Genomic DNA, 26,214 nt, shown 5'->3' with positions numbered 1-26,214 from the left:
GCCAATATGCCCAAGAAAGTAAAAAACACAGCACATCCCTGTGCTGTGTTTTTATCTCTTAAAATGTTCTTACAGGATTGGTTGGCGTATCCTTTTGCGCCAGCGCCCATTTAGCAATCGCATCCTTACGCATAAAACCCACTTTTGAGTGTTCTTTCGCGTATTGAATAAACTTGTCTAAGGCATTGGCAAGACCTGGCGTGCCCCCGATACGGTCATGCACACTAATCGACATCATCCGCCGCTGCGATGCTCCTTCCTGATAGAGCATATCGAATTCATCTTTAAGCTCCTGTAAGAAGGCGGCAGCCGTCATCGCAGTGTTACCACCAAAGCGACCTATATCATTGTTGCGCAATGTATAAGGCACCACGGCAAACGGTTTACCCTGCACAGGGATAATTGAAGGTTCATCCCTTGATAAATCATCAATGTGATAGATAAAACCTAAGTCCTGCAGGATATTTAAGGTTTGGGTGCTGTGGCGCATCCAAAACGCATTAAACCCGACAGGACGCTGACCAGTGATCTTTTCTAAGGTATTGATACTCTGGATATAAGAATCACGCTCCTGCGCTGGCGACATACTGTATTGCGGCGTCCACGTCTGCCCATGGCCTGAAATCTCATGGCCTTCATCCGCCACTTGTTTGGCAAGTTGTGGATGTAATTCGGCGGCGCGGCCCACCATATGGGATGTCACGTGAATATTGTGCTTACGCCATATACGCAGCAAACGCGGTATCCCTTCATTCATCCCGTAGTCGTACCAACTGGGAGTAATTGTATCTGGGTAGCCTTTCTCCATTGGTGGAAACGGCCCTTCAGCGTTTTTATCCTGCGCGCCAGCCTCAAACTGCATGGATATAGAGATCACTAGTTGCTCGCCATTAGGCCAAAAACGCTTATTCATATTGCCTCCTACCGAAGTTTGAGTTTGATCATCGACCGCCACTAAGCTCGGAACTCCCATTGAAAAGGCTGACTGACTCAGCCCTACCCCTGCAATCAAAGCGCCGCCCGCCTGTAAACTGGTCTTTAAAAATTGTCGACGTTGATTCATGACTTCGCTCCTGTGGTCACTGCGTTAGAGGCAAGCTGGTTAAATAGCGTTTGATAATCCTCTAGGTGCCAGTTATCAGTAATAAAACCCTCACGCACGCGGTACATATCTACGGCGCGAAAATCAATTTTTTGCCCTTGACCACGCTGTTCACCAAAGGTCCCCGTAAAGTGGCCATTAAAACGGAGGCGCACAACCGCACGGTCACCGACCACCAGCAAGTGCTCAACGGTTACCGAGAGATCTGGCACCGCCGCCCTAAAGGTTTTAGAGGCGTCGAGCGGTCCGCTAATCCCCTGTGCACGACCTTCGGGCAAGGTGCGATCAATAAAACTGGTCGCTAATGCCCAGCGGGCAAATGTCGGATCACCGGTATCCCAAAAACTAGCGTATAGCAAAGCGGCGTGGGCAATCGATTCAGCCTGTGGTGAACCATCACTGATCAGCTCCATTGCAGTCACCTTAGGGGTAAGGGCAGTTTTGACATCAACACTGGCTTGGGTTGAACCACCTTGAGCGGCAAACGCCGTCATGCTTAGACTCACAAGCGCAAAGCCTATAATGGCTAAGCTGAGTAATCCTGAGCTCCACAAACTGACTTTTATCCAAGGAGAAACAGGGCAATAAATACGGTTTTGCATTATGCCACCTCATCATCACTAGAGCGGATGACGGCGCGCAGTGCCGCTTGATAGCTAGGATAATCGGTATAGCCCGCCGCACTGCCGCCAAATAATGGCCCCTTATCGAAGGGCGATAAGGGCAATTGATTGGCTAATCGATAGGGCAGATCGGGGTTAGCAATAAAGGCACGACCAAAGGCCACTAAGTCGGCATAACCTTTTTCGATAACCTCATTGGCACGCTCGACATCGTAACGCCCCGCCACAATAATGCTGCCTTTAAACACTTTGCGTAGCTCAATTCTGAAGGACTCAGGCACCTGTGGCGCATCGTCCCAATCGGCTTCAGACAAGTGCAAATACGCTACGCCCAACGCCGATAAGTGTTTGGCGGCCAACAGGATAGTATCGACAATCTCTGGGCAGGCCATATCCTTAAAGGTCACATAGGGTGCAAGGCGAACGCCCACTTTATCGGCACCAATCTGGGCACTTACCGCTTTAACGACTTCCAATAAAAACCGAATACGCTTCTCCGGCGTACCGCCGTAGGCGTCGGCTCTATGGTTAGAATTAGTCCGCAGGAATTGGTCAATGAGATAACCATTGCCGCCATGGATTTCGATGCCATCAAAACCCGCGGCAACGGCATTTGCCCCTGCGTTGGCAAAGTCGGCCACCACGCGGTCGATATCCGCTTGCGTCATTTCCCTCGGCTCGGGGCAATCTACCATTTGTCCCTCGGGATGCTCCTCATCAACGATCCATACCTTAGTACCAACAGGAGCAATCGCTGAAGGTGCAATCGGCGCTGCACCCTGCTGAAAAATCGGATGGGACACTCGGCCTACATGCCAGATTTGATTAAAGATTTTTCCACCCGCTTGATGCACCGCCGCAGTAACCTTTTTCCAGCCATCAATTTGCGCCTCGGTATAAACTCCAGGGGTAAAAGAATAGCCTTGGCTGTCGTCAGAAATTTGGGTCGCTTCGGTGATGATAAGCCCTGCTGACGCACGCTGGGCGTAATATTGCGCCATTAAATCATTAGGGATATTACCCGGTTGCGTGGTACGCGCCCTTGTCATCGGCGCCATAACAATACGATTTTGCAGTGTCAGTGCCGCTGACTCATAGGCTGTAAATAAACTCATATGCACTCCCGAACCATAAATGATGATTGAATATCTGGGTGCAATTGTGCATTAGTTAATCTATATTGATAATTAGCCTATTATTTAAATCATTTTCAAAAATATTTTGATATGTACCATATAAATGATCTGCAACTCGCCCTGCGTATCGCTGCGCTTGAAAGCCTGTCCGCCGCCAGTAAAGAAGTCGGCATGACGCCCGCAGCAGCGAGCGCGGCACTGCAACGGCTTGAAAAAAAGTTAGGATGCCAACTATTTGCGCGTTCAACTCGGCGGTTGCAACTAACGGAAGAAGGGCGAATATTTCTCGATGCTGCTAAACCTGCCCTTGCGTTACTCGAAACCGCTTCCGCTAATTTGGCCGAGCATAGGGGCGAGCTTAAGGGCGAAGTGCGCATCGCTCTGCCCTCGGACATTGGCCGCAGCCAGATCCGCAATTGGCTAGATGAGCTGATGGATAGCGCGCCTGAGCTGTCGATTCAGCTGTACTTTGGCGACCATATGACGGATCTCATCGATCAAAATATCCATTTAGCCCTGCGTTATGGCCAACTGGAAGATTCCAATCTAAAACGGCGCCAACTGTCGATGACGCCAAGGGTGCTCGTCGCCTCCCCCGCTTATCTTGCGCAATATGGTGAACCGCAAACACTGAACGAGCTGAGCCAACACCAAGTGTTGATCTTAAATCGTGGCGGCGAGCCATGGCAGAAATGGAAATTCAGCCATAATGGTGAAACCGTAGAGATTGAAGTGAGAGGAAAACGCTTTTGCAATGATGGCGCCGTTGTGCGCGATTGGGCACTGGCGGGGCGAGGTATCGCCTATAAAAGTTGGCTCGATGTGGCGCAGGATGTCACCGAAGGCAGACTACAGCTTATCCTAGCCGATAAACTCGCGCCTGCGGTGCCACTACAATTGGTTTATCTACAAACCGACTATCCTAGCCATAAAATTCGCCGCACTATTGAATTTTTAGCCCAAAAGCTGCTGCAATTTAGCCAAGAATATCCCGCGCCTTAAACGATAATTGGGCCTGATAAAAAGCAGCTTGCACCCGCAACTGAAGATAGATACTTAAAAACTCTGCGGCGATTCATTCTAGCCCCGAGGTAATATCACCGTCACCACACAGCCTTGCTGCCAAGGCAATGGCGTTTGTGTCGATTGCTTGCAGTTTTCAATCTCAATACTGCCGTGGTGACGGCTAACGACATCCTTACAGATCGCTAAACCTAATCCGAGCCCTGCATCTTTGGTCGAGGCAAAAGAGGCCATCAACTCATTAGCTTGTCCCTGTAAACCTTGGCCATTATCAATCACCAAGACTTTGATTTCAGTGGGTTGATAGTGGATCTCAATCCTTAACTTACGTGCACGGTTATCCTCACATGCTTCCAGCGCATCGAGGCTATTTTTCACCAAATTGACCCACATTTGACTTAAGCCAACACTATCGCCCATCAATTCATAGGGACGACCTTGCACCTGTACGTCAACTTGTACCCCCGCTCGGTCTAATTCTCGGCGTAATAAGGCCAGTGCCTCTTTGACGACTAACGTCACATCCAGCGGTTCGGCCTTCGACTGACGGCGTTTAAGCAAGCCACGAATACGGTGCACAACCGCCCCAGCCCGTATCGATTGTGCGTTGATTTTACCCAAAATATCATAAAGCTCTGGGTTGTCCTGTCCCAGCCTTTCTAGCTGTATCATGGCGCCCTCACTGTATTGGGTTATCGCCGCAATCGGTTGATTTAGCTCATGGGCCAACCCAGCACCAATCTCCCCGAGAATCGCCGCACTTTGTAAGCGTTCTAACTGCAATGCCTTGTCTTTTAATTGCCGCTCAGTACTGACTAAAAACTCGCTCTTTTGGCGGAATTTATATTCGAGCCACAGGTGATAAATGGTCGATACAATAAAGATCAGCAGTAATACCCCACCCCACTCTTTATTTTTCTCCATCCATTTATACACGGTTTGATATAAGGGAGGTGATGCACCTTGCAGCTGTAATTCTTTAAATAATTCAATCACCTTTAGCTGGCTTACCGGCGCAGTCCAACCTAAAGTATCGGCGGTAATCGCCGCCACATGGTCTGGGGGCAGGTCAAACAAGGCGCGGGTGATTTGCATGGTGATCCGTGGCGAAACCGTATCCGCCGCCGCAAATGACCAATTAGGATAGAGTTGGGTGCTCACCTCGCAGTCATATCCAGGAGGATGGGTTGGATGAATGACACGATAGTCCGTCTTATTGATAAGCCCTGTTTCAATCATTTCCTCTAGGGTACAAAAAGGCGCAATGGCGGCATCGGCACTCCCATCGCGCACTTGATAGATCAGCGGCGCGAGGGGAAATCCTAAAAATCGCACTTGGCCAAAGAATTGCTCCGGTAAATAACCCATTTTATGCAGTAATCCCATCGCAGCCTGATAGCCGCCAAGTGCCTGCGGATCGCTAGCAACCACATTCTTACCGCGTAAATCCTGCAAGCTACGTATAGGGCTATCGGCACGCACAATAATGGTCGCGCCTATGGTGAAAGTGCTGCCCTGATGTTTACGGCTTTTCATGGTCGCGAGCCAAGAGAGGGGGAAATTATTACTCAAGTGCAGATACTGGCCGGGGTTAGTCACAATAAACTGCAATTCATTGCTCAGTAACTGGCTACGCATACCATTAAAGTCGACGGGCACCACTTCAAAACGGCTATTAGGGACGTTTTCGCTAAGGTAATCCATCATAGGCTGCCAGCGCTGTTTTGCCTGCAACACCCCATGATTCGCCAGCACTCCCACTTTAAATTCATGAACGGGAATGTCTTCATCGGCATAGGACAAATTAAGCATCATTACGCTCAATATGCAGCTCACGAGTATTGCCCTACACCAAGTTCTCATTGCTATCGCCTTGTCTTGTATGCTTTTGTATTCGGAGTACTTTATACGCAAGGCCAAAATGATGCTGTGAATAACACCAAACTCTGGCATTCCCCCTAAAGTGATTTAACTAATTTAGTGATAAACCTCCCAAGACCTAGGCTTAAAATTGAGCCTACGATAAGGCAGGCTTAAGCTGATAAAGAGTCCCACCACCAAAAGGAAAACCATGTCCACTATGCTGCCGCTGTATTTAGTCGATGATGATGAAGCGATTCTCGACTCCTTAGGGTTTATGCTCGGGCAATTTGGCTACCAAGTACAAACCTTTAGCAGTGGACGGGATTTTTTAGCCCAATGCCCGTTAACTCAAGCGGGATGCGTGATCTTAGATAGCCGAATGCCGGAGATCACTGGCCAAGAAGTGCAGCAAAAGCTGCTTGAAACCCAAAGTCCATTAGGAGTGATTTTTCTCACTGGCCACGGTGATTTACCCATGGCATTAAGCGCTTTTCGTAAAGGCGCATGCGACTTTTTTCAAAAACCTGTGTCGGGTAAAGCCCTTGTACAAGCGATTGAAAAAGCACATAAAGAAAGCCAATCCAGCTTTGAGCAACAGAGTCTGCAGCAGAAATTTGCCCAACTGACTGAGCGCGAACAACAAGTATTAGCCCATGTGGTTCAAGGCATGACCAACAAACAGATCTCCGAAGCCATGTATTTATCCTTAAGAACCATCGAAGTGCATCGCGCAAAGATTATGAAAAAGCTTGAAGTGAACAATATGGCAGAGTTAGTACAACACTTAGGAAATCTAAATTCTGTTTTATAAATCAGTGACCAGCACGCTAAACAATCGCAATATATTCTCGCCACGCTTGTCACGATTAAACCGCTAATTCCATATAACTCAGACCATTTAGAATGCGCTGATGGCGGTGTTTTCATCCAAACTGCGACAAGCTGTCGCAGTTTGCATCTTTGGCTTTGTATCAAACACCATTCACTGCCACACTCAAGTTAGGTTCTCTCCTTTATGCTCCGTAGGCATTAAAGATCCACTGCTTTTGAACCTTTCCCCGAGTACGGCCAGTGTCCTCGGGGATTTTTTTATCCCTACAAACCCCGCCTCGCCGCCCAAAACCCGAACAACCAATGTAGCGCTATTGTTAATTAAATTAATATCTATCAATAACTTAATGATAATTTTTCAAAATGAAGTTAGAATGCGACTATCTTGGCAACAGGTGAGCAGTATGAGTCGTTTACACACATCTAAGGGATTCACCCTAATCGAACTGGTGGTGGTTATCATCATTTTAGGCATTCTTGCCGTAGTCGCAGCCCCGCGCTTTATGAATCTAAGTCAAGATGCCCACGATACTCGGGCAAAAGCTGCTTTTGCTGCTTTTACCTCTGGCGTCAAGCTGTATCACAGTTGTTGGCTTGCGGGCGGACACTCGGGATATACCCAAAATCTCGCTTGCTATGGTGATGGCACTATCGACTCGACCACCACAGGCTTTCCACTCGGAAAAGACACGGCTCAAAGCAGCAGCCAAGGCACTCAATTACAAGGCGCTTACTGCGGAGAACTGTGGCAATCGTTACTCGATAATCAGGACTTTGTCCTTACCACACACACGGATTGGGAAACGCAACAAGCACCCAATATCGACATCGTCTACTGGTATAGCGGCGGCGCGATAAGTGACCCTAATACTTATTGCTATTTTAACTATGTGTCGGATGATCGCCGCCTTGGCAGCGAGAATTGGGAGCTAAAATACTACCCCCTCGATGGACGAACTGTTGTCGGCCGCTCCTCGTTATCTGCACCTTAATCCATCCAGCATATCCGCTTTCGCCACAGGACAAAAATCAACAAAGTCCTGTGGCTTTTTATGCAATAACTTGAATTCTGACTATCCATCCTATAGTGACTTTGTTTTCCTCCGCATCATATTCATTGCGGGCAGACACTAAGATTCCTTTTACATGTGGTCGTCAAACTCACCAAAGATTGGCCTTAATCCTATAGATTTGTTACCTTTTTGTTTATGGAACACTCAGATGAATAAACGCCAATGAATAATCTCATTGTTACACCAGGCTACGCTTCACAATTCAGTTGTATAGGTGCCGCATGTGAAGACAGTTGCTGCCATGACTGGACCATCATTTTTGACAAAAAGAGCTATAAAAATACCCTTAACCATCCAAAACTCGCGTCTCTTGCCAAAGAGGCATTTATTGAAACCAAAACCGATGCTAATCAGTGGGCAAAAATCAAACTTAACGCCAATGGAATATGCCCGTTTGTAAACGAGCAGAAGTTATGTTCCATCCATGCGGCTGCTGGTGAAACAGCCTTAAGTCACACCTGTAAAACCTACCCCCGTAGTGACAATGTTATCGCAACCACTAAATACGAAAGTTTATCTCTATCATGCCCTGAGGCTGCCCGTCTGGTGCTATTTGACGCCAATGCATTTCAATTTGAGGCAAAGAGTGGTGGCGCCAAACGTCCAACCGCGGCCAATCCTGCATGGTTAGAAAAAACCTACGATTACAGTTTGGATTTATTAATTAATATGGGTGTGGATTGGCAACAGGCACTCATGGCCATAGGATTATTGGTAAAAGTCAGTGACCAAGTGAGGCAAAATACTCTTCCTATTGCACAAATAGATCAGCGTTTTGAACAATTAATCTTGCTGGCCCAAACCAATCAAATCGATGAGCAATATCAAAAAATACCCTACACACCACAGCCTCAAACCCATGCTTTTGTTTCGATACATGATCAATTATGCAAACTTCACTCAAGAAGCTTAAAGCCTCGTTTTACCTCGCTTAATGACGCAATTGGTTTGTTGTGTAATGAGAGTAATCAATATCAAATTGACGATTTAAATAAAGCGTGGGAAGAAAAAGCCTTGCCCGCGTTGAGCAATTATCAGGATTTATTTGACCGTTATATTTTATATTCGCTTTACCATGAGCATTTCCCCATGAGTGATTCACAGCAGCCTTGGATGGCATTTCGCCTGCTCGTGATAGATTGCTTTATGATCCGCTGTTACTTATCTGCCATGGCATTTAAAAATAATGGACTGACAGAAAGCGATATAGTGCTTTGTTTTCAGATCTATAGCGTTGTGCGGCAACATAAAGCGAAATTTGCCCAAGGCATCAATCAGACATTACAAGAATGTGGTATTGATAGTATTCCCGCCGCCATCAGTCTATTAAAAACCTCGTGATCGCCTATGGTAAAACCGAGACTGCCGAAATAGCGCCAACGGCAGTCTTTGCGAATCAGCCGACGCTTCAGTCGTGGCAAGACTGAAGCAGGCCGCCACTTCCCCGTATGCCGTTATTTGGTTGCAAAAGGCGCGCGAACACGCAAACCCCATTGGCTTTTTCTGCAATAACTTGAATTCTGACTATCCATCCCCATATTTACTCCATCATCCACCGCAGGATTTTCATTGCGGGCAAGAGAAGAGGATTCAAAAGTGACCACTATCGTATCAGTACGCCGTAATAACCAAGTTGTCATCGCCGGCGATGGCCAAGTCTCCCTAGGCAATACCGTCATGAAAGGTAACGCCAAAAAAGTGCGTCGCTTATATCACAACAAAGTGTTGGCAGGTTTTGCTGGCGGCACCGCCGACGCCTTTACCCTATTTGAACGTTTTGAGTCCAAACTCGAAATGCACCAAGGTCACCTATTACGCTCGGCCGTTGAACTGGCCAAAGATTGGCGTACCGACCGTATGCTGCGCAAACTCGAGGCCATGCTTGTGGTCGCCGATGCCGAAGCCTCACTTATTATCACAGGTAATGGTGACGTAGTGCAGCCAGAGCATGATTTAGTCGCCATTGGCTCGGGCGGTAACTATGCCCAAGCGGCGGCGTTAGCCCTGCTACAAAATACCGAATTATCGGCGCTGGAAATTGCTGAAAAGTCATTGACTATTGCAGGCGATATCTGCGTATTCACCAATCAATTCAAGACAATTGAAGAACTTAATTACTAACAGGGCGTGAGGAATATTATGTCTGAAATGACCCCCCGTGAGATTGTCCACGAGCTGGATGCCCACATTATCGGCCAGAAAAAGGCCAAACGTTCCGTCGCCGTCGCCCTGCGTAACCGCTGGCGCCGCATGCAGCTAGATGCCGATTTCCGTCAAGAAGTTACCCCAAAAAACATTCTGATGATTGGCCCAACCGGCGTTGGTAAAACTGAAATCGCCCGCCGTTTGGCAAAGCTCGCCAACGCGCCATTTATCAAGGTTGAAGCCACTAAGTTCACCGAAGTGGGTTACGTGGGTAAAGAAGTCGAGCAAATCATCCGTGATTTAACCGACATCGCCATCAAGCTGACCCGCGAGCAGCAAATGGGCAAATGCCGCCAACGCGCCGAAGAACACGCTGAAGAGCGCATTCTCGATGCCCTGCTGCCCAAGCCGAAAAATGACTGGGATAACACGGAAAGCGATACCAGCTCCAATACCCGTCAAATCTTCCGTAAGAAACTGCGCGAAGGCCAATTAGATGACAAAGAAATCGATATCGATGTAGCCCAGCCACAAATTGGTATTGAAATCATGTCACCGCCCGGCATGGAAGAAATGACTAACCAACTGCAAAGCCTGTTTAAAAACATGGGCCAAGCACCGGCCAAACGTCGCAAAATGAAGATCAAAGAAGCCTTTAAGCTGTTGATCGAAGAAGAAGCGGCCAAGCTGGTAAATCAAGAAGATTTAAAAGAGCAAGCCATTGAATTGGTTGAGCAGCACGGTATCGTGTTCCTCGACGAAATCGACAAAATCTGTAAGCGTGGCGAAACCTCAGGCCCAGACGTGTCCCGCGAAGGGGTACAGCGCGACCTATTACCTTTAGTCGAAGGCTGCACGGTAACCACTAAACACGGCATGGTGAAAACCGACCATATTCTGTTTATTGCGTCGGGCGCATTCCAGATGTCAAAACCATCGGACTTAATCCCCGAGCTACAAGGCCGTTTACCGATCCGCGTTGAGCTAGATGCGCTATCAGCCGATGATTTTAAACGCATTTTAACTGAGCCACATGCCTCACTGACCGAGCAATATATCGCGCTGATGGCGACCGAAGGCGTGACCATTGAGTTTACCGAATCAGGTATTGAGAGCATCGCCAAAGCGGCATGGCAGGTGAACGAGCGCACCGAAAACATTGGTGCCCGTCGTCTGCATACCGTAATGGAAAAGCTGATGGAAGATATCTCCTATGAGGCGTCTGACAAGTCTGGCAGCTCATTTGTGATTGATGCCGATTATGTGAGTGCTCACTTAGATAATCTGGTTCAAGACGAAGACCTAAGCCGCTTTATCCTCTAAGCGATTAGCACACAACATCTGCCATGCATATATGGCGGAGACAAGTTCGAAATTGTGACAGTGGCTAAGGCTTACACTTTGTAACCTTAGCCACAAATTGTTATGTTACAGCTTGTCCATTCTCAGCATTTTCTTGGCACTACCTATGACCACTAGCACACCCAATGTCACCGATCTTAAGCTCAAGCGTAAATCGCGCATTTTAGAAATCAGCTTCGATAACGGCGAGCAGTATCAACTCACCTGTGAGATGTTACGCGTCTATTCTCCCTCCGCCGAAGTGCATGGTCACGGTAACCCTAAGCTGGTCACCCATAAGAAAAACGTCAATATCACCAGCATCGAACCCGTAGGTAACTACGCGGTAAAAATCGTCTTCGACGATGGCCACGATACCGGGCTGTTTTCCTGGCAAGTGCTTTACGATCTCGCCACTCACCAAGTGGAATTATGGGAAAAGTACCTAGCACGCCTACGAGCTGAGAAGGCCTCACGCGAACCCTTGATCGCGATGAATATTAAGTACAACTAATCAGTTAACGCCATTGTTCAAGGAGAGCGCTCAAGACTCTCCTTGAGTGCTTACCCGCTGACGAGTCTAAGGAAAGATAATGTCGGAAAAAGTCCCCTGCACAGCCTGCAAAACCTTAATCATGCCAAGCACCGCCGAGCGAAACGCAGGCTTATGTATGCCCTGCAAAAATGGCAATCGTGAAAATATTGAGCAAGCAAAAGCCTATTACCAAAAGGAGCGGGAATTAGATAAAACCTGCCCTTTTAGAGCGTTGTTGCGAGATATTGTGGTGCGGGTGCACGACGATAATCAGGGCTTTCACACGCTAAGCGAAGCAGCGCAGCACTATTACGCCGTCAATTGTCTCTCTGGCGAAGTCTACAACGGCGGCTTTATCCAATACTTCGATAACTCATCGGGCGAGCATTATGCTGTTGCCGAGCGCGGCCTTCAGCAAATTGGCGCTTTGCACTCATTAGCCCTATTACAACAGGCTAAACAGGCGGTATTTGGCGACCATCCCGTCCCTACCGACAGAGACCAACGCCTTGCCGCAACCGATAATCCAGTCGCCGAAGCCCGACTCAATCAACTCGATGATGAGTTTTATAAAGATTTGGATAATCTTGATATCAAGCTAGAAAGCTATGCAATACAAACTGGGTTGGTTAACGCAATCGAATGATTGCGGGTTTATTGTGAGTACTTTACGCAAATAATTAAGCGATACTTTTCAATAATCTTTTTAAGTTTAAAGTCGTGGGGCTTCACCCCACACCCGACCAAGAGGGGAAAAGCGCCTGTTCCCCTTTTGGATATCCCCCGGCGTCCCCAGCGGAGTTGAAAGCCCCTTGTGCTCATTGCCAAATTTGCTATCGCTTCCGAAGGATGCATCCCTGCACCTGCGAAAGCTAGCTCGCCATCCATGGCGAGACTCACGCAATTTGTCTATTCGCCCTGCGGCAACTCCGAGGGGAGGTGTATTCTGTAACTTCTGTGTTGGCTATTATCTCAAAAGAATTGTCTTATCCAATCTTCCAATCAATAGACAAAACGATCACAAATCATGCGCATGTATACTTTATAATCGGAATGGTATTTGCTATCGTCTAAATCAATTTAAATCAGTTGGTTGTGAGTGATTTTGTCAACTAGTCAGGGCAAAATTATACCTACACGCCCCCTAATATTGGAACGTAAATGAAAGTTTTTGGTTCTCATGAAGGCTGTTATCTATATCTTCACGGTGTAGCAGTAACATCATCTATCAACTTATCTGATGGCGTGGTATTGCTTCCAGCTGAGCGCCCTAAACTATCTCCCTCACTTTTAGATAACGTGGAGCGAGACGAGGATCGCGCAGCCCTAATACTCTTTTTGCCTAGGGTTGCCTCACAACTGCAAATAACTGGAGCGAACACACAGGAAATCGCAACTCGTGCATGGAACGGTGTATGGGACGGCATGATAGTAGGGGCTCTTACAGGGAATGAGGTGATATGTAATATCCAGTCAAACTCGCCTATTGAGGAACTTACTGAGTCTTCAAACATTCACGTAACCAACCACTATCTGCGCGGCCTACAGAGTTGGCCAGCAGTAACATTGAATGAGGAACAGTGCGAATGGCTCGAAACTAACTTTTCGAGCGCACGTTTTCTAATGGATAATGACTCTTATCGCGATGCAATCCATGCACTTTCTACTTATAAATGGCACAGCCTACCTAGAGCCCAGCTAGCTTTGATTTGGTCAGGCATTGAGGGGCTCTTTGGCATAGATAGTGAAATAACGTTCAAGTTGAGTCTTGGTATTGCAAAGTTTTTAGGTAATAGTGCAGAAGAGCAACACCAGATCTTTCAGTATACAAAGAACCTCTATAAAGCCCGCTCGAAAGCTGTCCACGGAGGAAAGATCAAAGGAGATGTGCACAATGCAATTATCGAATCCGCCGCCCTTCTAAAGAGTCTAATCTTGCGAGCAACTGAGCAGAGGCAAATACCAGATATCGAACATTTAATCTTCTAATTAGAATTTATTCAGACACCCATAGTGATATTTTAAAAAGATAGAACTTTTAAATACGGGCAAGCGTTAGCGATTTTCGAATAAGCACGAAGCCAGTAACTAATGCATGTAACTTCGCTAGGGGTGTCTTGGAGAATCCAAGGAGGATAGGACGAGCAGTCCTCCTTGGTCGGGTGTGGGATGAAGCCCCACGACTTTGATTTGGCTTTTAAAAGCCTTTTAAACGCAATTAAACGAAGTTTACAAATAAACCTTATTGTCGGAATCCCGACAAATACTCTACCTTGTGATCCTCACAGTGCTGCAATCCGTAATGTTCAGCAATATCCCATCGCGAAATGTGTAACCGCGACAGTCATTCACCAGAGTCCACCTAATGCAATTACGGCAGCAATCACAGCAGCAATTACAGCACTTCCATACGGTTAGACTGATTTTGGGCGATCAGCTTAACGCCCAGCATTCTTGGTATCAGCAAGTCGATCCTAAGGTGCTGTATTTAATTGCAGAATTGCATCAAGAAAACACCTATGTGACCCATCATATGCAAAAGATCTGCGCCTTCTTTGGCGCCATGGCGCAGTTTGCCAGCGAGCTTGGCGCTGCGGGGCATCAAGTGCGTTACCTCACCCTCGACGATACCCAAGACTTTGTCGATCTTAATGCCTTACTCCAACACTATGTTGCCGAAACAGGGGCGATTAAGTTTGAATATCAACGGCCTGACGAATATCGACTCCTCGCGCAATTAAGCCAGTTGAAGTTGGCCAATGCCGTTGTGAATTGCGTCGATACCGAGCACTTTTTATTGCCCTTTGACGAAATTGATAGGGAATTCCCCCAAGGGCAACACAGGCTGATGGAGCATTTTTATCGGCGAATGCGCAAAAGATTCAATATCTTGATGACGGATGGCAGGCCCGTAGGCGGACAATGGAACTTTGATGCCAACAACAGGCAAAAGCTTAAATCCCAAGATATCAAATCGCTCCCAACACCCTTGATGTTTGGCCACAATGTGCAAGACATTCTCGAGCGCCTTACGCGCCATGGGATTAACACTATGGGCAAGGCGGATACGCATTTACTCTGGCCGATAAACCGCGTGCAAAGCCTCGAATTACTTCAGTATTTTTGTGAGTACTGTCTGCCCGCCTTTGGCCGGTTTCAAGATGCGATGACCCAGCAACATCCGGCGCAGTGGAGCCTGTACCACAGCCGGCTGTCCTTTAGCTTAAACGCCAAACTTATCAGCCCATTAGAAGTGATCAATGCGGTGATTGAGCACTATCATGCCAATCCTTTTATAGAGATAGCTCAGGTCGAAGGCTTTGTTCGGCAAATCATCGGTTGGCGTGAATATGTGCGCGGTATCTATTGGGCGAATATGCCAAAGTACGCCAACATTAATGCCCTCGAGGCCACGCGCAAGCTGCCCGACTACTTTTGGCATGGCAAGACTCGAATGAATTGCCTGCACCACGCCTTATCTCAGTCACTGGATTTTGCCTATGCCCACCATATTCAACGCTTAATGGTGATTGGCAACTTCTGTTTATTGACCGAAATCGCCCCCGATGAAGTGGATAAATGGTACTTAGGCGTATATGTGGATGCGATTGAATGGGTCGAAATGCCCAACACTCGCGGTATGGCGCTATTCGCCGATGGCGGCATCGTCGGCACTAAACCCTATGCCGCAAGCGGCAGTTATATCAATAAAATGAGTGATTACTGCGGCAGTTGTCATTACAAGATAAAAGAACGTAGCGGCGAATCAGCCTGCCCATTGAACAGCCTATATTGGCGCTTTATGGATAAACACCGCGCGCAGCTCACCCATAATCCACGCATCGCCATGCTATACCGCACTTGGGATAATACCGAGAAGTCGGTTAAACAGGCAATTCTGGCCACTGCGGAACAGCATATAGCGCAACTTGAACGGCTATAACATTGAGTATTGAGGAGAAAAGCCATGCATATTCTAGTACTGGGCGGCAGCGGTGGTATAGGTCAAGCGATGGTCAATAAGCTTGGCGAAACCTATCCCGAGGCCACTATTCATGCGACCTATAAACAGCATCGGCCAGATACAGGGCGAGACGATGGCGTTATCTGGCATCAGCTGGATATCACCCTTGAGGAGGAAATTAAGCAACTGAGTCAAAATATCCCCCAGTTAGATTGGCTGATTAACTGTATTGGCATGCTGCACACCGAGGATAAGGGGCCAGAAAAAAGCTTACAGACCCTCGATGGGGACTTTTTCCTGCACAATATCCAGCTAAATACGCTGCCGAGTATGATGCTGGCAAAGCACTTTGAACCAGCGTTAAAACGCAGTGCGTCGGCAAGATTTGCGGTGATTTCGGCGAGAGTCGGCAGCATTAGCGATAACCGCTTGGGTGGCTGGTACAGTTATCGTGCCTCGAAAGCTGCGCTGAATATGTTCCTCAAAACGCTATCGATTGAATGGCAAAGAAGCATCAAACACTGCGTGGTGCTGTCACTGCATCCCGGCACCACGGATACACCACTATCCAAACCTTTTCAGCAGAGTGTGCCCAAAGATAAATTGTTTACACCAGAGTACGTAGCCCAGTGTTTAGTGGGCATTATTACCAATGCCACCCCAACTCAAACAGGACAATTTTTGGCCTACGATGGGGTAGAACTGCCTTGGTAGCGACACAAGCGTTTAGCACTGATATAGATGAACCTTGGCAGCTTTCAGTACTGACAGCACTTAATCCTGGCACCTCTTAACCTTGGCACCTCTTAACCCTGACAAAAGTAGGCATAATTGATGCGGCCGCCCTGCTCCCATACGGCGGTCCAGCCGTTCACATCGCTCATATAGCTGAAATAAATGGCATGGGATTCAAGGCAAGTTTCTTGGAAGGCAGCTTTGTTGTCGTTAATAAATTGCGCCGAAGCCGCCAAAATATCACTGCATTCCTCATCGTCGGCGACTAACCAGATAAAGTCCTCACGCCAATAATCCCGTGCTACGGCATCTTCAGGAGAATATAAATCCAGTTTTTGTTGTAGTTGTTGCCGCTGCTCGGGCGTGACATTGCAGGAGATCGCCAACTTATCGTATACCCCAGCACCGCCCGCCCAAAAGGATAAATCAAAGTCTAACTGCTGCGGATCGGGGGCAAAGCCCAATAGATTTTCAACCACTTGTAAGCTTTTAGCTAAATCGGCATCGGGCCTGCGATAACGCACCTCAACACCATCATACTCACGCATTCCACGCCTCCTTCCTTGAGCGAATGCTCGTTTACTTTAGCGGCCCGTTTCACTCACCGGTTTCTTTAATAACTTACGCTGCAAGGTACGGCGGTGCATACCCAGTTGCCGAGCGGTAGCCGACACATTGCCCTGATTAGCATTGAGCACCTGCTGAATATGTTCCCACTCCAGCCGTTTAGGATTAAGCGGTGAGTCGTCAACATCATCTTCTTGCAAGGTATTAGGGTAAGCATCCAGCTCAAAGGCAGCTAGCAGGGTTTGGGTATCGACGGGTTTAGCCAGATAGTTATCGGCACCAAGACGAATCGCCTCCACCGCGGTAGCAATGCTGGCGTAGCCCGTCAGTAGCACCATCACCACTTTGGGTAACAAATTACGCAGCGGCACAATTAAACTCAGGCCGTTGGCCTCGGCCAATTTCATATCCAGCAGGATATGGGTTGGGCAACACTCCCGCGCCACCAGCAGGGCACTACTGGCATCGTGACTTAAACGACATTCAAACCCATGGCGGGTCAAACGCCGCGCTAAAATACCTGCAAGCGCTTGATCATCTTCAATAATCAATAGCCGTTTCATACTGTTTCTCCAGTTGGTACTTTAGGCGCCAAGAGTGTAAAACGAATTTGCGCCACTGTGCCGCCTTGGGGATGATTTGCCAGAATAAGCTCCGCGCCTAAACGCTCCAAGCTAGCATGGCTCAGTAACAAGGCTACGCCTAAGCCTTTAGGGCTCTCGATTAATAAGGTGCCTAATTGTGGCAATAATGAAGGGGCGATACCCGCGCCATAATCACGGATCTGCAAATAAGCCTGCCCCTCGCTTGGCGAACAATCGACGCTAATATCCACCTGCGAAGTACCTATGGTTTCGACACTGGCGCGGGCGGCGTTTTCAATCAAGGCCATAATGGCGGGGGTTAAGCTCATATCGGTTAAGATCTGCTTTTCTTCTAGCAGCTTAGGCTCACAGGTTATCAACCAATTGAGTTCTGTTTGCGGCATCAATAACTGGGTTTTCTGTTTTAATCCAGCCACCAGCTCAGTGAGATTTTGAGGCCGCTGACGACGGTCACGAATCGACTCGGTTGCCAATCGCAGCTCCGCCAAGGTGTGCTCACAACGCCCCAGTGCGGTTTCCATTTCAACTAAGGTTATTGAGGGTTCGGGGGTTTCTTCCCTTAATTCATCGAGCAATAAATGCAATGTTGAGAGTGGCGTCGCTAATTGATGGGCCATTTGCGCCGACACAGTACCGAGCGCCACTAACTGCTCCTGCCGCAGTTGTCCTTCGCGCATATAGGCAAGCTGCGCATCCTGACGGCGCATCCGTTTGGCGATCAGTGCCACACTGGTGGTCAGCACTAAGGCGGAAATCACAAAGTTAAACCACATGCCTAAATAGTGGGAACTCATATCCATGCCATGGTGCTGCATGTGCGACTCTGGCACGGTAAAAATCATCACGCTATAGGCAAGCGTAGAGATCGCCGTCAGGCTCCAAGGCGCCCAAATGGGCAATGTGACCGCGGCCAAGGCGATAGGTAACAATAATAACGAAATAAACGCATTGGTCGCCCCGCCCGAAAAATACAGCCAAGAGATCCAAAACAAGGTATCCAGACTTAGGGCGATAAACAGGCCGCGCTCTTTCGCAAATAAGGGTTTACGTAATGCTAATGTGAGCGAAAGATAGAGCACCTCCAGCACAAACACGTGCATGAGCGGCTCCATTTGCAAACTCAGGCCAAAGGTATCGGCGGCAAACAACGTCAAACCAATTTGCAGCAATAAACCTAAGGTGCGCAGCAGCGCGACTTGGTCGGCCGCTTGCAGATTCGCTCCTAAAATTTTAACCATCATTATTCCTTAAGCTTAAGGCCAGCAGCCGCAAGTGCTGCACTGGATTGAGCGAGCGCCTGATTAAGCCCTGCGCTAAATTCCAACTCAGAATAAATGCCCAGCGCCGCTAAACGCCCGCAACTTAAGGTGCAGTTCTGCGGCCTTTTAGCGCTATCCATCGGTGTCATTTCTGGAGTTAAATGCGCAGTATCAATTGCCAATAACTCACCTAAGCCCAGTAGCATTTGGTACTTAGTCATGGTTTGCGGCGCACTAAAATGATAAATCCCTGACACATCGGCAGCATGTAATTGCCGCTTGATCAGCTTAGCGATGGCGCCAGCAATATCCGCCGTCGAGGTCGGCGAGCGAATAGCCCAAGCATCGACCCGCTGCGGCCTGCTATCTAACAATTGATTGATTAACACTAATACCGCAGATTCGCTCAGTTGAGTCACTTCGCCGTAGAGGATCGGTAAACGTAATACCGCAAAACTGCTGTCGGTATTCAGCACACAGGTTTCGCCCTGTAATTTAGACTCACCATAAAAGTTGACTGGATTGGGTGCAGCATCTTCGGCATAGGGCGGCGTTGTGCCATCAAACACATAGTCGGTTGAGATATACAGCAGCCAAACTCCATGCTGTTTAGCGGCCTTAGCAAGGGTTTGGCTGGCGCTCAAATTCAGCGTCAAAGCCTGCTCAGGCGAGCGCTCGGACACATCGGGGCGACGCTCAGCGGCACAGTGCACGATAATCTCTGGCCGTTCGTGGGCAATAAAGGCTTCTACTGTAATAGCTTGGGTTAAATCGAGTTTATGGATATTAGCTTCGGCGCGGCTAAAGCCGGTGGCAATCACCTTATGCCCTGCGGCAGTGAACTGTTTAACGACCGCCCTGCCGAGCAATCCGGTTGCGCCCGTCACCATAATATTTGCCATATTGCCCCGCGATCCTTAGCCACCCATTTGGCGGATAATTCTAAAAGCTTTTCATATTCAACGCACTTGTTTACTCTTATTTGCCCGTACTTAAGCTGATTTGGGTTTATCCCACTCGACCTGATTAACAATAAAAGGCTGAATTTGACTCAAGCACTTCCCCTTATCCTCGCAGGCCCGATGCTGCGCCACTGCGATACCTCGCACTTTACTCTCTGGTTTGTGAGCCGCGAGCCATTGACTGAATTACAGCTGGCCTTAGGGGAGCAAAGCTATGGGTTAGCAGAGGAAGAAGTGCATTGCATCCCACTCGGCAAGCACGCCTTTCAATATTTGATTAGTGTGTCGCGACCTGCATTACTTACGCCTGAAACGGCTATTCCATACCGCGTTTCGGCTAAGGGGATTGGCGATATTTTCAGTGGTGTCAACGGATTACACTATAACGGTGCCGACTCACCCCAGGTTTACTTTTGCACCGAACTCAAACAGGTATGGCATGGCTCATGCCGCAACCCCCACCACCATAGCGAGGATGCCTTAGTCGCCGCCGACACCACGCTAGCACAGCTTATCGATAAGGATTCGCAGCAGCGCCCAGCCCTGTTAATGCTCAGTGGCGATCAAGTTTATGTGGATGATGTGGCTGGCCCCATGTTATGCGCCATTGGTCAGGTGATTGAAAAACTCGGCCTGCACCATGAAGCCTTTTACGGCGCCACTATTGCGGGAAGCGAGGCAATCCGTTATCAAGCTGATAGCTTGTACTTACGCCATAAAACGCTGCTGCCACGTACCGAATATCCCGCCAAAACTGCGCTTTGGCGCTGGTATGTCAACCATCCGATATTTACCTCATCCATCGCAGAAAACCATTTAGTTAGCCTGAGTGAAATGATCGCCCTATACCTACTCACTTGGTCGCCCGAACTATGGGAGTTGGTTGATTTACCCAAGGATGTCGACAGTCTCTCTGCCGCCAACAAGCTGCGTTGGCAAAAAGAATGGCAAAACTTACTGGCCTTTAAAGCAGGACTCACTCAGGTTAGGCGCCTTATGGCGCATATTCCCGTGTATATGATGTTTGATGACCATGATATTACCGATGATTGGAATCTCACCGCTAAGTGGGAACAAGCCGCCTACGGTCATGCATTTTCTAAACGAATCATTGGTAATGCCTTGATTGCCTATACCTTATTCCAAGGATTAGGTAATGCGCCGGATAAATTTAATGCCGAGGTTCGCCCAAAGTTAGATGCATTTTTCAATCGCCCCGACCCTAACACTCAGGATACCTTGATTGATCTCTTACTGACATTTGAGCAATGGCATTACAGCTTAGACACCTCACCCAAGCTGGTTGTACTCGATACTCGCACCCGCCGTTGGCGCAGTGAATCGAATCTCGCCAAACCCTCGGGCTTGATGGATTGGGAAGCCTTAATGGATTTACAACAGGCGCTACTTGGTCAATCTAAGGTCATTATCGTCTCGCCCGCGCCGATGTTTGGTGTCAAAGTGATTGAGGCAGTGCAACGCATGGCCACTTTTATGGGCGCTTCGCTGCTGGTCGATGCAGAAAACTGGATGGCGCATCCGGGCGCAGCCAATGCTTTGCTAAGCATCTTTATGCACCGCAAGACCCCAGAGCAATTTGTGATCCTCTCGGGGGATGTGCACTATTCCTTTGCCTATGACATCAGCATTCGCTTTCGCCGTAGCAGCCCAAAGATTTACCAAATTACCTGTAGCGGGATTAAAAACCAGTTCCCCGAAAAACTGCTGCCACTTTTCGACAAGCTCAATGGTTGGCTTTACGGCCACTTCTCACCATTGAACCTATTTACCAAGCGAAAGCGAATGTCATTACGGGGCAGACGGCCAAACGGAGAACGGAGCAAGCGTTTAGTCAACCGCAGCGGCATCGGCATTTTGGTATTAGCGGATAATGGCGAGCCCACAAAAATTGCCGTATTACATGGGGATATGAGCGAAACTCGGTTCGAACCACCGAGGCAAGAATAGTTTATTGCAACGGTTCAACACGCTTTTCAACCACTGCCGAATTAGCTGGCGTTATCATGCTATCTTCTTGCTTGGGCAAGCTTTGATTAAATAGCTGTGACTCGGGGCGCTTTGGCGGCGAGGTATTATCTAACATCTGATCCCAAATGACCTTTGGTGAGGATGACGATCCGGCTTTACTCTCATCCTCCTGCATGATTTCTGCACTTGGCTTTTTGGGTTCGATTACCGCACTCGCTTTACGGATCTCTGTCGTCAACTCATGAACATAAGGATGTTTCGTCCAGTTACCAACATACATGGCGCCTAAAAGCACTGCGAGACAGAGCAAAATTGAAATGATTGCAGATTTGGTCATCTTACCATCCTAATGGGCCGATAAAACGCAGCACTGAAACGTTGGTCGGACAGTATCATAACCATATAAGGCTACCGCCAACTAGTTTAAAACCAAAGCTGGCACGCACAGAACAGTATTAAAATTTGTACACCGCCCTCACCTCGCTTTATTGAGAGCGACATTTATCCAATTGGAATGGCTACCAAAGATAATCGAAACTCACTTCAACAGGTACTCCTTCAATAGCAGTAGGCAAATCAGTTTCCGGCTTCAAGGTGATTTTCAATACGGGTTTTTCGCCATCGAAGGGACCTGACAATTGCTTAGGTAAGCGCCCCACCAGCTCGGTGGGTTCAGAGATCTCGGCGCGTAACCGAGTGCCATTGGGTAACTTGATGGTTGCCTTTTGACCAATAGCAGTGTATTCCAAGTACTTAGGCTCAAGATAGGCAAAGATGACCGCCTCCTTACGCCCCGAGAGCAGTACGAGGGGTTTATCTTCGACTATATGCTCTCCCGTTTGTACTAGCACATCGACCACGCGAGTCGAATTAAGCGCCTTGATATGTAATTGCGACTCTTGCGCTCTTAATCGAGCTAACTGCAGCTCAATATTGTATTTTGATTGAGCGATGGACCCCGCAAGCAACTCGGTTTTCTGCTGTTGACGTGCCTGCATCAAATCGACTTTTGCCTGTTCAAGCGCCATTTTTGCAGCAGTATGCGCCTGTAACACCGCCGCCATATCAGCCGTGGGAACAACACCTTGACGTTGGTAACGCTCAAAACTATCAAGCAAACCATTCTGCCGCGTAACACCTTCAGCCGCGACATCGATACGCTGTTGTAATTGCGCGAGGATTTCGGCATTGATGCTGAGATGATCAAACTCAAGCTGAGATAATTGCTTCTCTAACTCTTGGATCTGAGCATCTAACTGCGTATCTACTAAGGTGAGAATATCGGCTCCCTTGGTAATCACATCACCTCGTTTCACCATAATCGCGGCCACATCGCCAGCACTTGGGGCACGCACCTCTAAGGGTTCGGTAGTCACTATGCCACTGGCCAAAATAAACAAATGAGGGCGCAGTAATATCCAGCCGACCACAACTACAGGTGCAATAACTAAGGTTAATAACAAGTACCAACGCCCTTTAAAGCCCCCTCTTTTAGCTGCGGCATATTTTACCCCTATGCCTTTGTCATCAGTTGGTCGTTGCGCTTTGTCGCTCGGTTGATAATTCACTTTCATTAGAACTTTCTCCCACGTTTCAAAACCCACCACGGCGCCATTGAACTTTCTTCATGGGAGCGGCGAAAAACCTCATTCAATAGCGCAAATAGACACACTAAACGCATAAACAGCGCATAAAACGGATATAAAGGTAACCAAATGGCTAAACGTAAGTCCTGGGACAATCGCTCCGAAATCGCTAATAAAACCATCAAGTAGAAGAACACTAAGATGGCAAAATAGAAGCCATAAATCGTTAGCGAAATTGAGGTAATAAACTGCCACGGATAACTCAGCACTATTCCGATGGAATAAAATACGATAACAAATGGCATCAACACGTTCTGCAAGAAACCATAGAGCAAGGTAAAGATAAAGGTTCCGGTGCCCAGCAGCTTAGGCGTAAAGGCTGGCCAGTGTTTGCGAAAATACAAAAATAATAAATCCCCATCCCAACGCAGGCGCTGTAACACTAAGGTTTTGAGATCGGCCGGCGCATCTGTATGGCCAACGGCCAAGGTCGCAAAAGGAATACGCCAGTCTGGATGACGCTTAAAGTATTGCTTAATCCTCACGGTTAAATCCAAATCTTCAGCAGTATGGGTATCCCAGCCGCCAATTTGAATTAAAAAGGTCCGCCTAAAAGCGCCAAAAGCCCCAGAAATATTATTCAGCAGGTTCCATTGCCCAAGTCCGGTTTTTCCACCTTGCATTGAGATCAGATATTCAATCGACTGCATGCGAGTCAATATCGACTCATTCACATTGCGAACCCTTAATGCGCCCCCCACAGCGGGCACATTAGGATCTTCAAAATAGGGCACAATCTGCGCCACCATGTCATTGTCGAACGAGGTATCCGCATCGGCATTGATCACAATGTCGCCCGTGGCAATTGATAGCCCCGCATTTAAGGTCGACACCCGGCCTCCGCGCTGCCACTTGGGCAACACCACCACTTTGCGATTTGTTGCTTGGCAAGCCTTGGCCGCCGCCATCGCAACTTGATAAGTCAGCGCGTTTTGGACGGCACCATCAACAACTGCAATGATCTCTATCTCACCGTCATAAACCTGTTCAATAAAGGAATCGATTGTCGATTTGACAGCTTCTCCCTCGGCATAACAAGTGATCACACAGGACACTTTAGGTTTATAAAGTGACTGCCGAGGCACTTGTACGAAGTTGGTGTAGTAAAACCGCATAATGCCAGTGAGCACCAATAGCATCAGCGGCGCCTCATACAGCAGTATGAGTGGCACCAGCCAAGCGAAAAAGCTTAAGTGTTCAGCCAATTGGTGCCAGATATCGAGCACCATGTAGCTGATGGTGTTGAATTCACTCATATTGGCTTAGCTTTAACTAATTGATCTGTTAACCATTCACCCACATTTTCACCAATGTCCGCGGGCAAGGTTAGGGCTTTTACGCTGAGTTCAATCTTAGATGCGGATTGCAATTCTTTAAGATCAAACAACTTCTTATAGATACTCTTTAGCTGGCTCATATCCGTCATGGGCAGTAACATCAGCAAACCATCACGGGTATAATTACTGCATGCATCAGTCACCCGAATAACGCTTCGCAGACGCTCTTGCAGGGCATCAAGCTGAGCAAAGCCCTTCGCCTCACCCTCTGCCAGCAAAAACTCATCTACATTGAGCATTTGAATCGACAAAATAGAATGGGTTTGATGATGGCGTTTCGCCAATTTATTTTGCCAATCAACCAACCAAAAAAACTGTGCACTGGTCATTTGCTCACCTGGCTCAAAGGCGAACCAAGATTGCGAACGCCCTTGACGAACTAAGGTACGCCCGGGGATCGCCAGTTTAAAGCTGTACACATTCCTTACATGCAAATCATCTAGCTTGCTGCTGAGCTGGCAATGCAAGCATTTTGCCTCCACCACAGCATCGACAAACAAGGTTTGGCAGCTATTACAATGCTGATTCTCTATCGGCCTATCGTAATCCACCCCAATATGACGCAGGCTTTGTAAACAGTTTGGGCAACTTAGCGTGTTCAACTTGCGAAATGATGCTTGAGCACCAACGTGCCCACAGTTAAAACAATGCAAACTACTTTGCAACTCGGTGTCGATACTATGACATTGGGGACAGACATCGATGTAATTAAGATGCCCAGAATGACACCCAGGGCAAAAACGTAATCGATTAGATAATTCAGCCTTTTCAATCAACTGAGATTTTTGTAATTCGCCCAACCAAGTAAAGCTTTCCTCAGGATGAATACCAAAACAGCGTAATAACGGATAATCATAGAGGTATTTTTTTTCAGGTACGGAATGCGGTTCTAATATGGCATTGTGATGACACCACAGATAAGCCAGCAGCTTATAACGAGGATCATCTTGATAATCTAACTTAACCTGCTGCTTCTTCAGTTTGTATATTTGATAGTGTTCATTATATTCAGCATTCCATAAACCATTTGCTAAATAAGGAGATAAGGCACTTTCATGGCAGACTAATATATGACTCAAAAAAGTAGCATCATTTTCTCTAAGAACACGGAGGCACTTATCTTGTTCTTCCGCCTGCAACGATAATACAATTAGTTCTGCTGAATGCCCCAGTTCTAACAAAGCTTCAACAGAATTAAATGCATCAAAATCAGGATACCAAGATTGTCTATGGCAAGGACCAATCCAAATAAAATTTTCGTAATAACAATCGTCTGCAATACTTACTGAATATGTAGATGTCATATAAAAACCTTACGCAGATATAAAAACACCCATCATAAAAGCAAACATCCATGTAATAACTTATAAAAGTAATTCTTACACTGAGTTATCATCAGAAGACTCTTCTCACGCTTAATCTTATCCTAGATTAGGCTAGAGCAATGAGAACATCAAAAACAGATGTAACACAAAGTA

24 protein-coding genes are annotated in these 26,214 nt (G+C 47.6%); 12 read left to right on the top strand and 12 right to left on the bottom strand.

The window, feature by feature from the left end; translation table 11 throughout:
• Positions 1 to 58: 58 nt before the first annotated feature.
• Genes JM642_RS02680 through JM642_RS02670 form a run of 3 tightly spaced genes read right to left on the bottom strand, consistent with a single transcriptional unit; the run spans position 59 to position 2,840 of the window.
• The gene (locus JM642_RS02680; RefSeq protein WP_203432657.1) at positions 59 to 1,063 is read right to left on the bottom strand and encodes a polysaccharide deacetylase family protein; all 1,005 of its coding nucleotides are present in this window, start codon (positions 1,061 to 1,063) and stop codon (positions 59 to 61) included.
• Positions 1,060 to 1,704 carry an ester cyclase gene (locus JM642_RS02675; RefSeq protein ID WP_203432655.1) on the bottom strand — a complete coding sequence of 215 codons (645 nt, stop codon included), beginning with the start codon at positions 1,702 to 1,704 and terminating at the stop codon, positions 1,060 to 1,062. Before JM642_RS02675 ends, JM642_RS02680 begins: the two co-directional genes overlap by 4 nt.
• Positions 1,704 to 2,840, bottom strand: coding sequence for an alkene reductase (locus tag JM642_RS02670; protein ID WP_055648055.1), 1,137 nt, complete (start codon positions 2,838 to 2,840; stop codon positions 1,704 to 1,706). The genes JM642_RS02675 and JM642_RS02670 overlap by 1 nt, the downstream gene beginning before the upstream one ends.
• 111 nt (positions 2,841 to 2,951) lie before the next feature.
• Here JM642_RS02670 and JM642_RS02665 point away from each other — a divergent pair, with 111 nt between their 5' ends.
• Positions 2,952 to 3,863, top strand: coding sequence for a LysR family transcriptional regulator (locus tag JM642_RS02665; RefSeq protein ID WP_069454174.1), 912 nt, complete (start codon positions 2,952 to 2,954; stop codon positions 3,861 to 3,863).
• Between the two features lie 78 nt (positions 3,864 to 3,941).
• Here JM642_RS02665 and JM642_RS02660 read toward each other — a convergent pair whose 3' ends face one another.
• Positions 3,942 to 5,747 carry a sensor histidine kinase gene (locus tag JM642_RS02660; RefSeq protein ID WP_088586605.1) on the bottom strand — a complete coding sequence of 602 codons (1,806 nt, stop codon included), beginning with the start codon at positions 5,745 to 5,747 and terminating at the stop codon, positions 3,942 to 3,944.
• Positions 5,748 to 5,955: 208 nt separating this feature from the next.
• On the opposite strand from JM642_RS02660, the gene JM642_RS02655 reads away from it, so the two are divergent.
• From JM642_RS02655 to JM642_RS02610, 10 genes are all read left to right on the top strand, one after another.
• Complete coding sequence (locus JM642_RS02655) at positions 5,956 to 6,558, top strand: response regulator (protein ID WP_037422732.1); 603 nt, start codon at positions 5,956 to 5,958, stop codon at positions 6,556 to 6,558.
• Positions 6,559 to 6,982: 424 nt separating this feature from the next.
• Positions 6,983 to 7,570, top strand: a complete 588-nt coding sequence (locus tag JM642_RS02650; protein ID WP_047540133.1) for a type II secretion system protein — start codon at positions 6,983 to 6,985, stop codon at positions 7,568 to 7,570.
• Positions 7,571 to 7,813: 243 nt separating this feature from the next.
• Positions 7,814 to 8,992 (top strand): flagellin lysine-N-methylase, encoded by a 1,179-nt coding sequence (fliB, locus tag JM642_RS02645; RefSeq protein ID WP_203432653.1) that lies wholly within the window; start codon positions 7,814 to 7,816, stop codon positions 8,990 to 8,992.
• A gap of 255 nt (positions 8,993 to 9,247) precedes the next feature.
• Positions 9,248 to 9,772, top strand: coding sequence for an ATP-dependent protease subunit HslV (gene hslV / locus JM642_RS02640; protein WP_011073856.1), 525 nt, complete (start codon positions 9,248 to 9,250; stop codon positions 9,770 to 9,772).
• Positions 9,773 to 9,790: 18 nt separating this feature from the next.
• Complete coding sequence (gene hslU / locus JM642_RS02635) at positions 9,791 to 11,119, top strand: ATP-dependent protease ATPase subunit HslU (RefSeq protein ID WP_055648059.1); 1,329 nt, start codon at positions 9,791 to 9,793, stop codon at positions 11,117 to 11,119.
• 145 nt (positions 11,120 to 11,264) lie between these two features.
• Entirely contained in the window at positions 11,265 to 11,651 is a 387-nt protein-coding gene (locus JM642_RS02630) for a DUF971 domain-containing protein (protein WP_109287479.1), read from the top strand.
• 79 nt (positions 11,652 to 11,730) lie between these two features.
• The gene (locus JM642_RS02625; RefSeq protein WP_203432651.1) at positions 11,731 to 12,318 is read left to right on the top strand and encodes a DMP19 family protein; all 588 of its coding nucleotides are present in this window, start codon (positions 11,731 to 11,733) and stop codon (positions 12,316 to 12,318) included.
• A 515-nt stretch (positions 12,319 to 12,833) separates the two neighbouring features.
• Positions 12,834 to 13,661 carry a HEPN domain-containing protein gene (locus JM642_RS02620; RefSeq protein WP_203432649.1) on the top strand — a complete coding sequence of 276 codons (828 nt, stop codon included), beginning with the start codon at positions 12,834 to 12,836 and terminating at the stop codon, positions 13,659 to 13,661.
• 376 nt (positions 13,662 to 14,037) lie between these two features.
• On the top strand, positions 14,038 to 15,615 hold the full coding sequence (locus tag JM642_RS02615) for a cryptochrome/photolyase family protein (protein WP_203432647.1): 1,578 nt from the start codon (positions 14,038 to 14,040) through the stop codon (positions 15,613 to 15,615).
• Between the two features lie 24 nt (positions 15,616 to 15,639).
• Positions 15,640 to 16,350, top strand: a complete 711-nt coding sequence (locus JM642_RS02610) for an SDR family oxidoreductase (protein WP_088586599.1) — start codon at positions 15,640 to 15,642, stop codon at positions 16,348 to 16,350.
• A 92-nt stretch (positions 16,351 to 16,442) separates the two neighbouring features.
• Here the strand turns inward: JM642_RS02610 and JM642_RS02605 are convergent, their stop codons facing one another.
• The 4 genes from JM642_RS02605 to JM642_RS02590 are packed head-to-tail and all read right to left on the bottom strand — an operon-like array spanning position 16,443 to position 19,704.
• A complete protein-coding gene (locus JM642_RS02605) occupies positions 16,443 to 16,919 on the bottom strand; it encodes a hypothetical protein (protein ID WP_203432645.1) in 477 nt (158 codons plus the stop codon).
• Positions 16,920 to 16,955: 36 nt separating this feature from the next.
• Positions 16,956 to 17,501, bottom strand: a complete 546-nt coding sequence (locus tag JM642_RS02600; RefSeq protein WP_037428969.1) for a response regulator — start codon at positions 17,499 to 17,501, stop codon at positions 16,956 to 16,958.
• Positions 17,498 to 18,781, bottom strand: a complete 1,284-nt coding sequence (locus tag JM642_RS02595) for a HAMP domain-containing sensor histidine kinase (protein ID WP_144346456.1) — start codon at positions 18,779 to 18,781, stop codon at positions 17,498 to 17,500. The genes JM642_RS02600 and JM642_RS02595 overlap by 4 nt, the downstream gene beginning before the upstream one ends.
• Positions 18,782 to 18,783: 2 nt before the next feature.
• Positions 18,784 to 19,704, bottom strand: a complete 921-nt coding sequence (locus tag JM642_RS02590; RefSeq protein WP_203432643.1) for an SDR family oxidoreductase — start codon at positions 19,702 to 19,704, stop codon at positions 18,784 to 18,786.
• Positions 19,705 to 19,884: 180 nt separating this feature from the next.
• Between JM642_RS02590 and JM642_RS02585 the strand changes: the two genes are divergently transcribed.
• Positions 19,885 to 21,732 (top strand): alkaline phosphatase D family protein, encoded by a 1,848-nt coding sequence (locus tag JM642_RS02585; RefSeq protein WP_203433713.1) that lies wholly within the window; start codon positions 19,885 to 19,887, stop codon positions 21,730 to 21,732.
• 1 nt (position 21,733) lies between these two features.
• Here the strand turns inward: JM642_RS02585 and JM642_RS02580 are convergent, their stop codons facing one another.
• From JM642_RS02580 to JM642_RS02565, 4 genes are all read right to left on the bottom strand, one after another.
• The gene (locus tag JM642_RS02580; RefSeq protein ID WP_140907884.1) at positions 21,734 to 22,090 is read right to left on the bottom strand and encodes a hypothetical protein; all 357 of its coding nucleotides are present in this window, start codon (positions 22,088 to 22,090) and stop codon (positions 21,734 to 21,736) included.
• A gap of 181 nt (positions 22,091 to 22,271) precedes the next feature.
• On the bottom strand, positions 22,272 to 23,327 hold the full coding sequence (locus tag JM642_RS02575; RefSeq protein WP_203432641.1) for a biotin/lipoyl-binding protein: 1,056 nt from the start codon (positions 23,325 to 23,327) through the stop codon (positions 22,272 to 22,274).
• Positions 23,327 to 24,655 carry a glycosyltransferase gene (locus tag JM642_RS02570; protein ID WP_203432639.1) on the bottom strand — a complete coding sequence of 443 codons (1,329 nt, stop codon included), beginning with the start codon at positions 24,653 to 24,655 and terminating at the stop codon, positions 23,327 to 23,329. Before JM642_RS02570 ends, JM642_RS02575 begins: the two co-directional genes overlap by 1 nt.
• A complete protein-coding gene (locus JM642_RS02565) occupies positions 24,652 to 26,040 on the bottom strand; it encodes a hypothetical protein (RefSeq protein WP_203432638.1) in 1,389 nt (462 codons plus the stop codon). Before JM642_RS02565 ends, JM642_RS02570 begins: the two co-directional genes overlap by 4 nt.
• Between the last annotated feature and the right edge of the window lie 174 nt (positions 26,041 to 26,214).

The sequence above is a fragment of the Shewanella sp. LZH-2 genome (assembly GCF_016859145.1).
Classification (GTDB): Bacteria; Pseudomonadota; Gammaproteobacteria; order Enterobacterales; family Shewanellaceae; genus Shewanella; species Shewanella xiamenensis.
The sequence above is the reverse complement of the archived record's forward strand: the minus strand, read 5'-3'. Positions and strand labels throughout refer to the sequence as shown.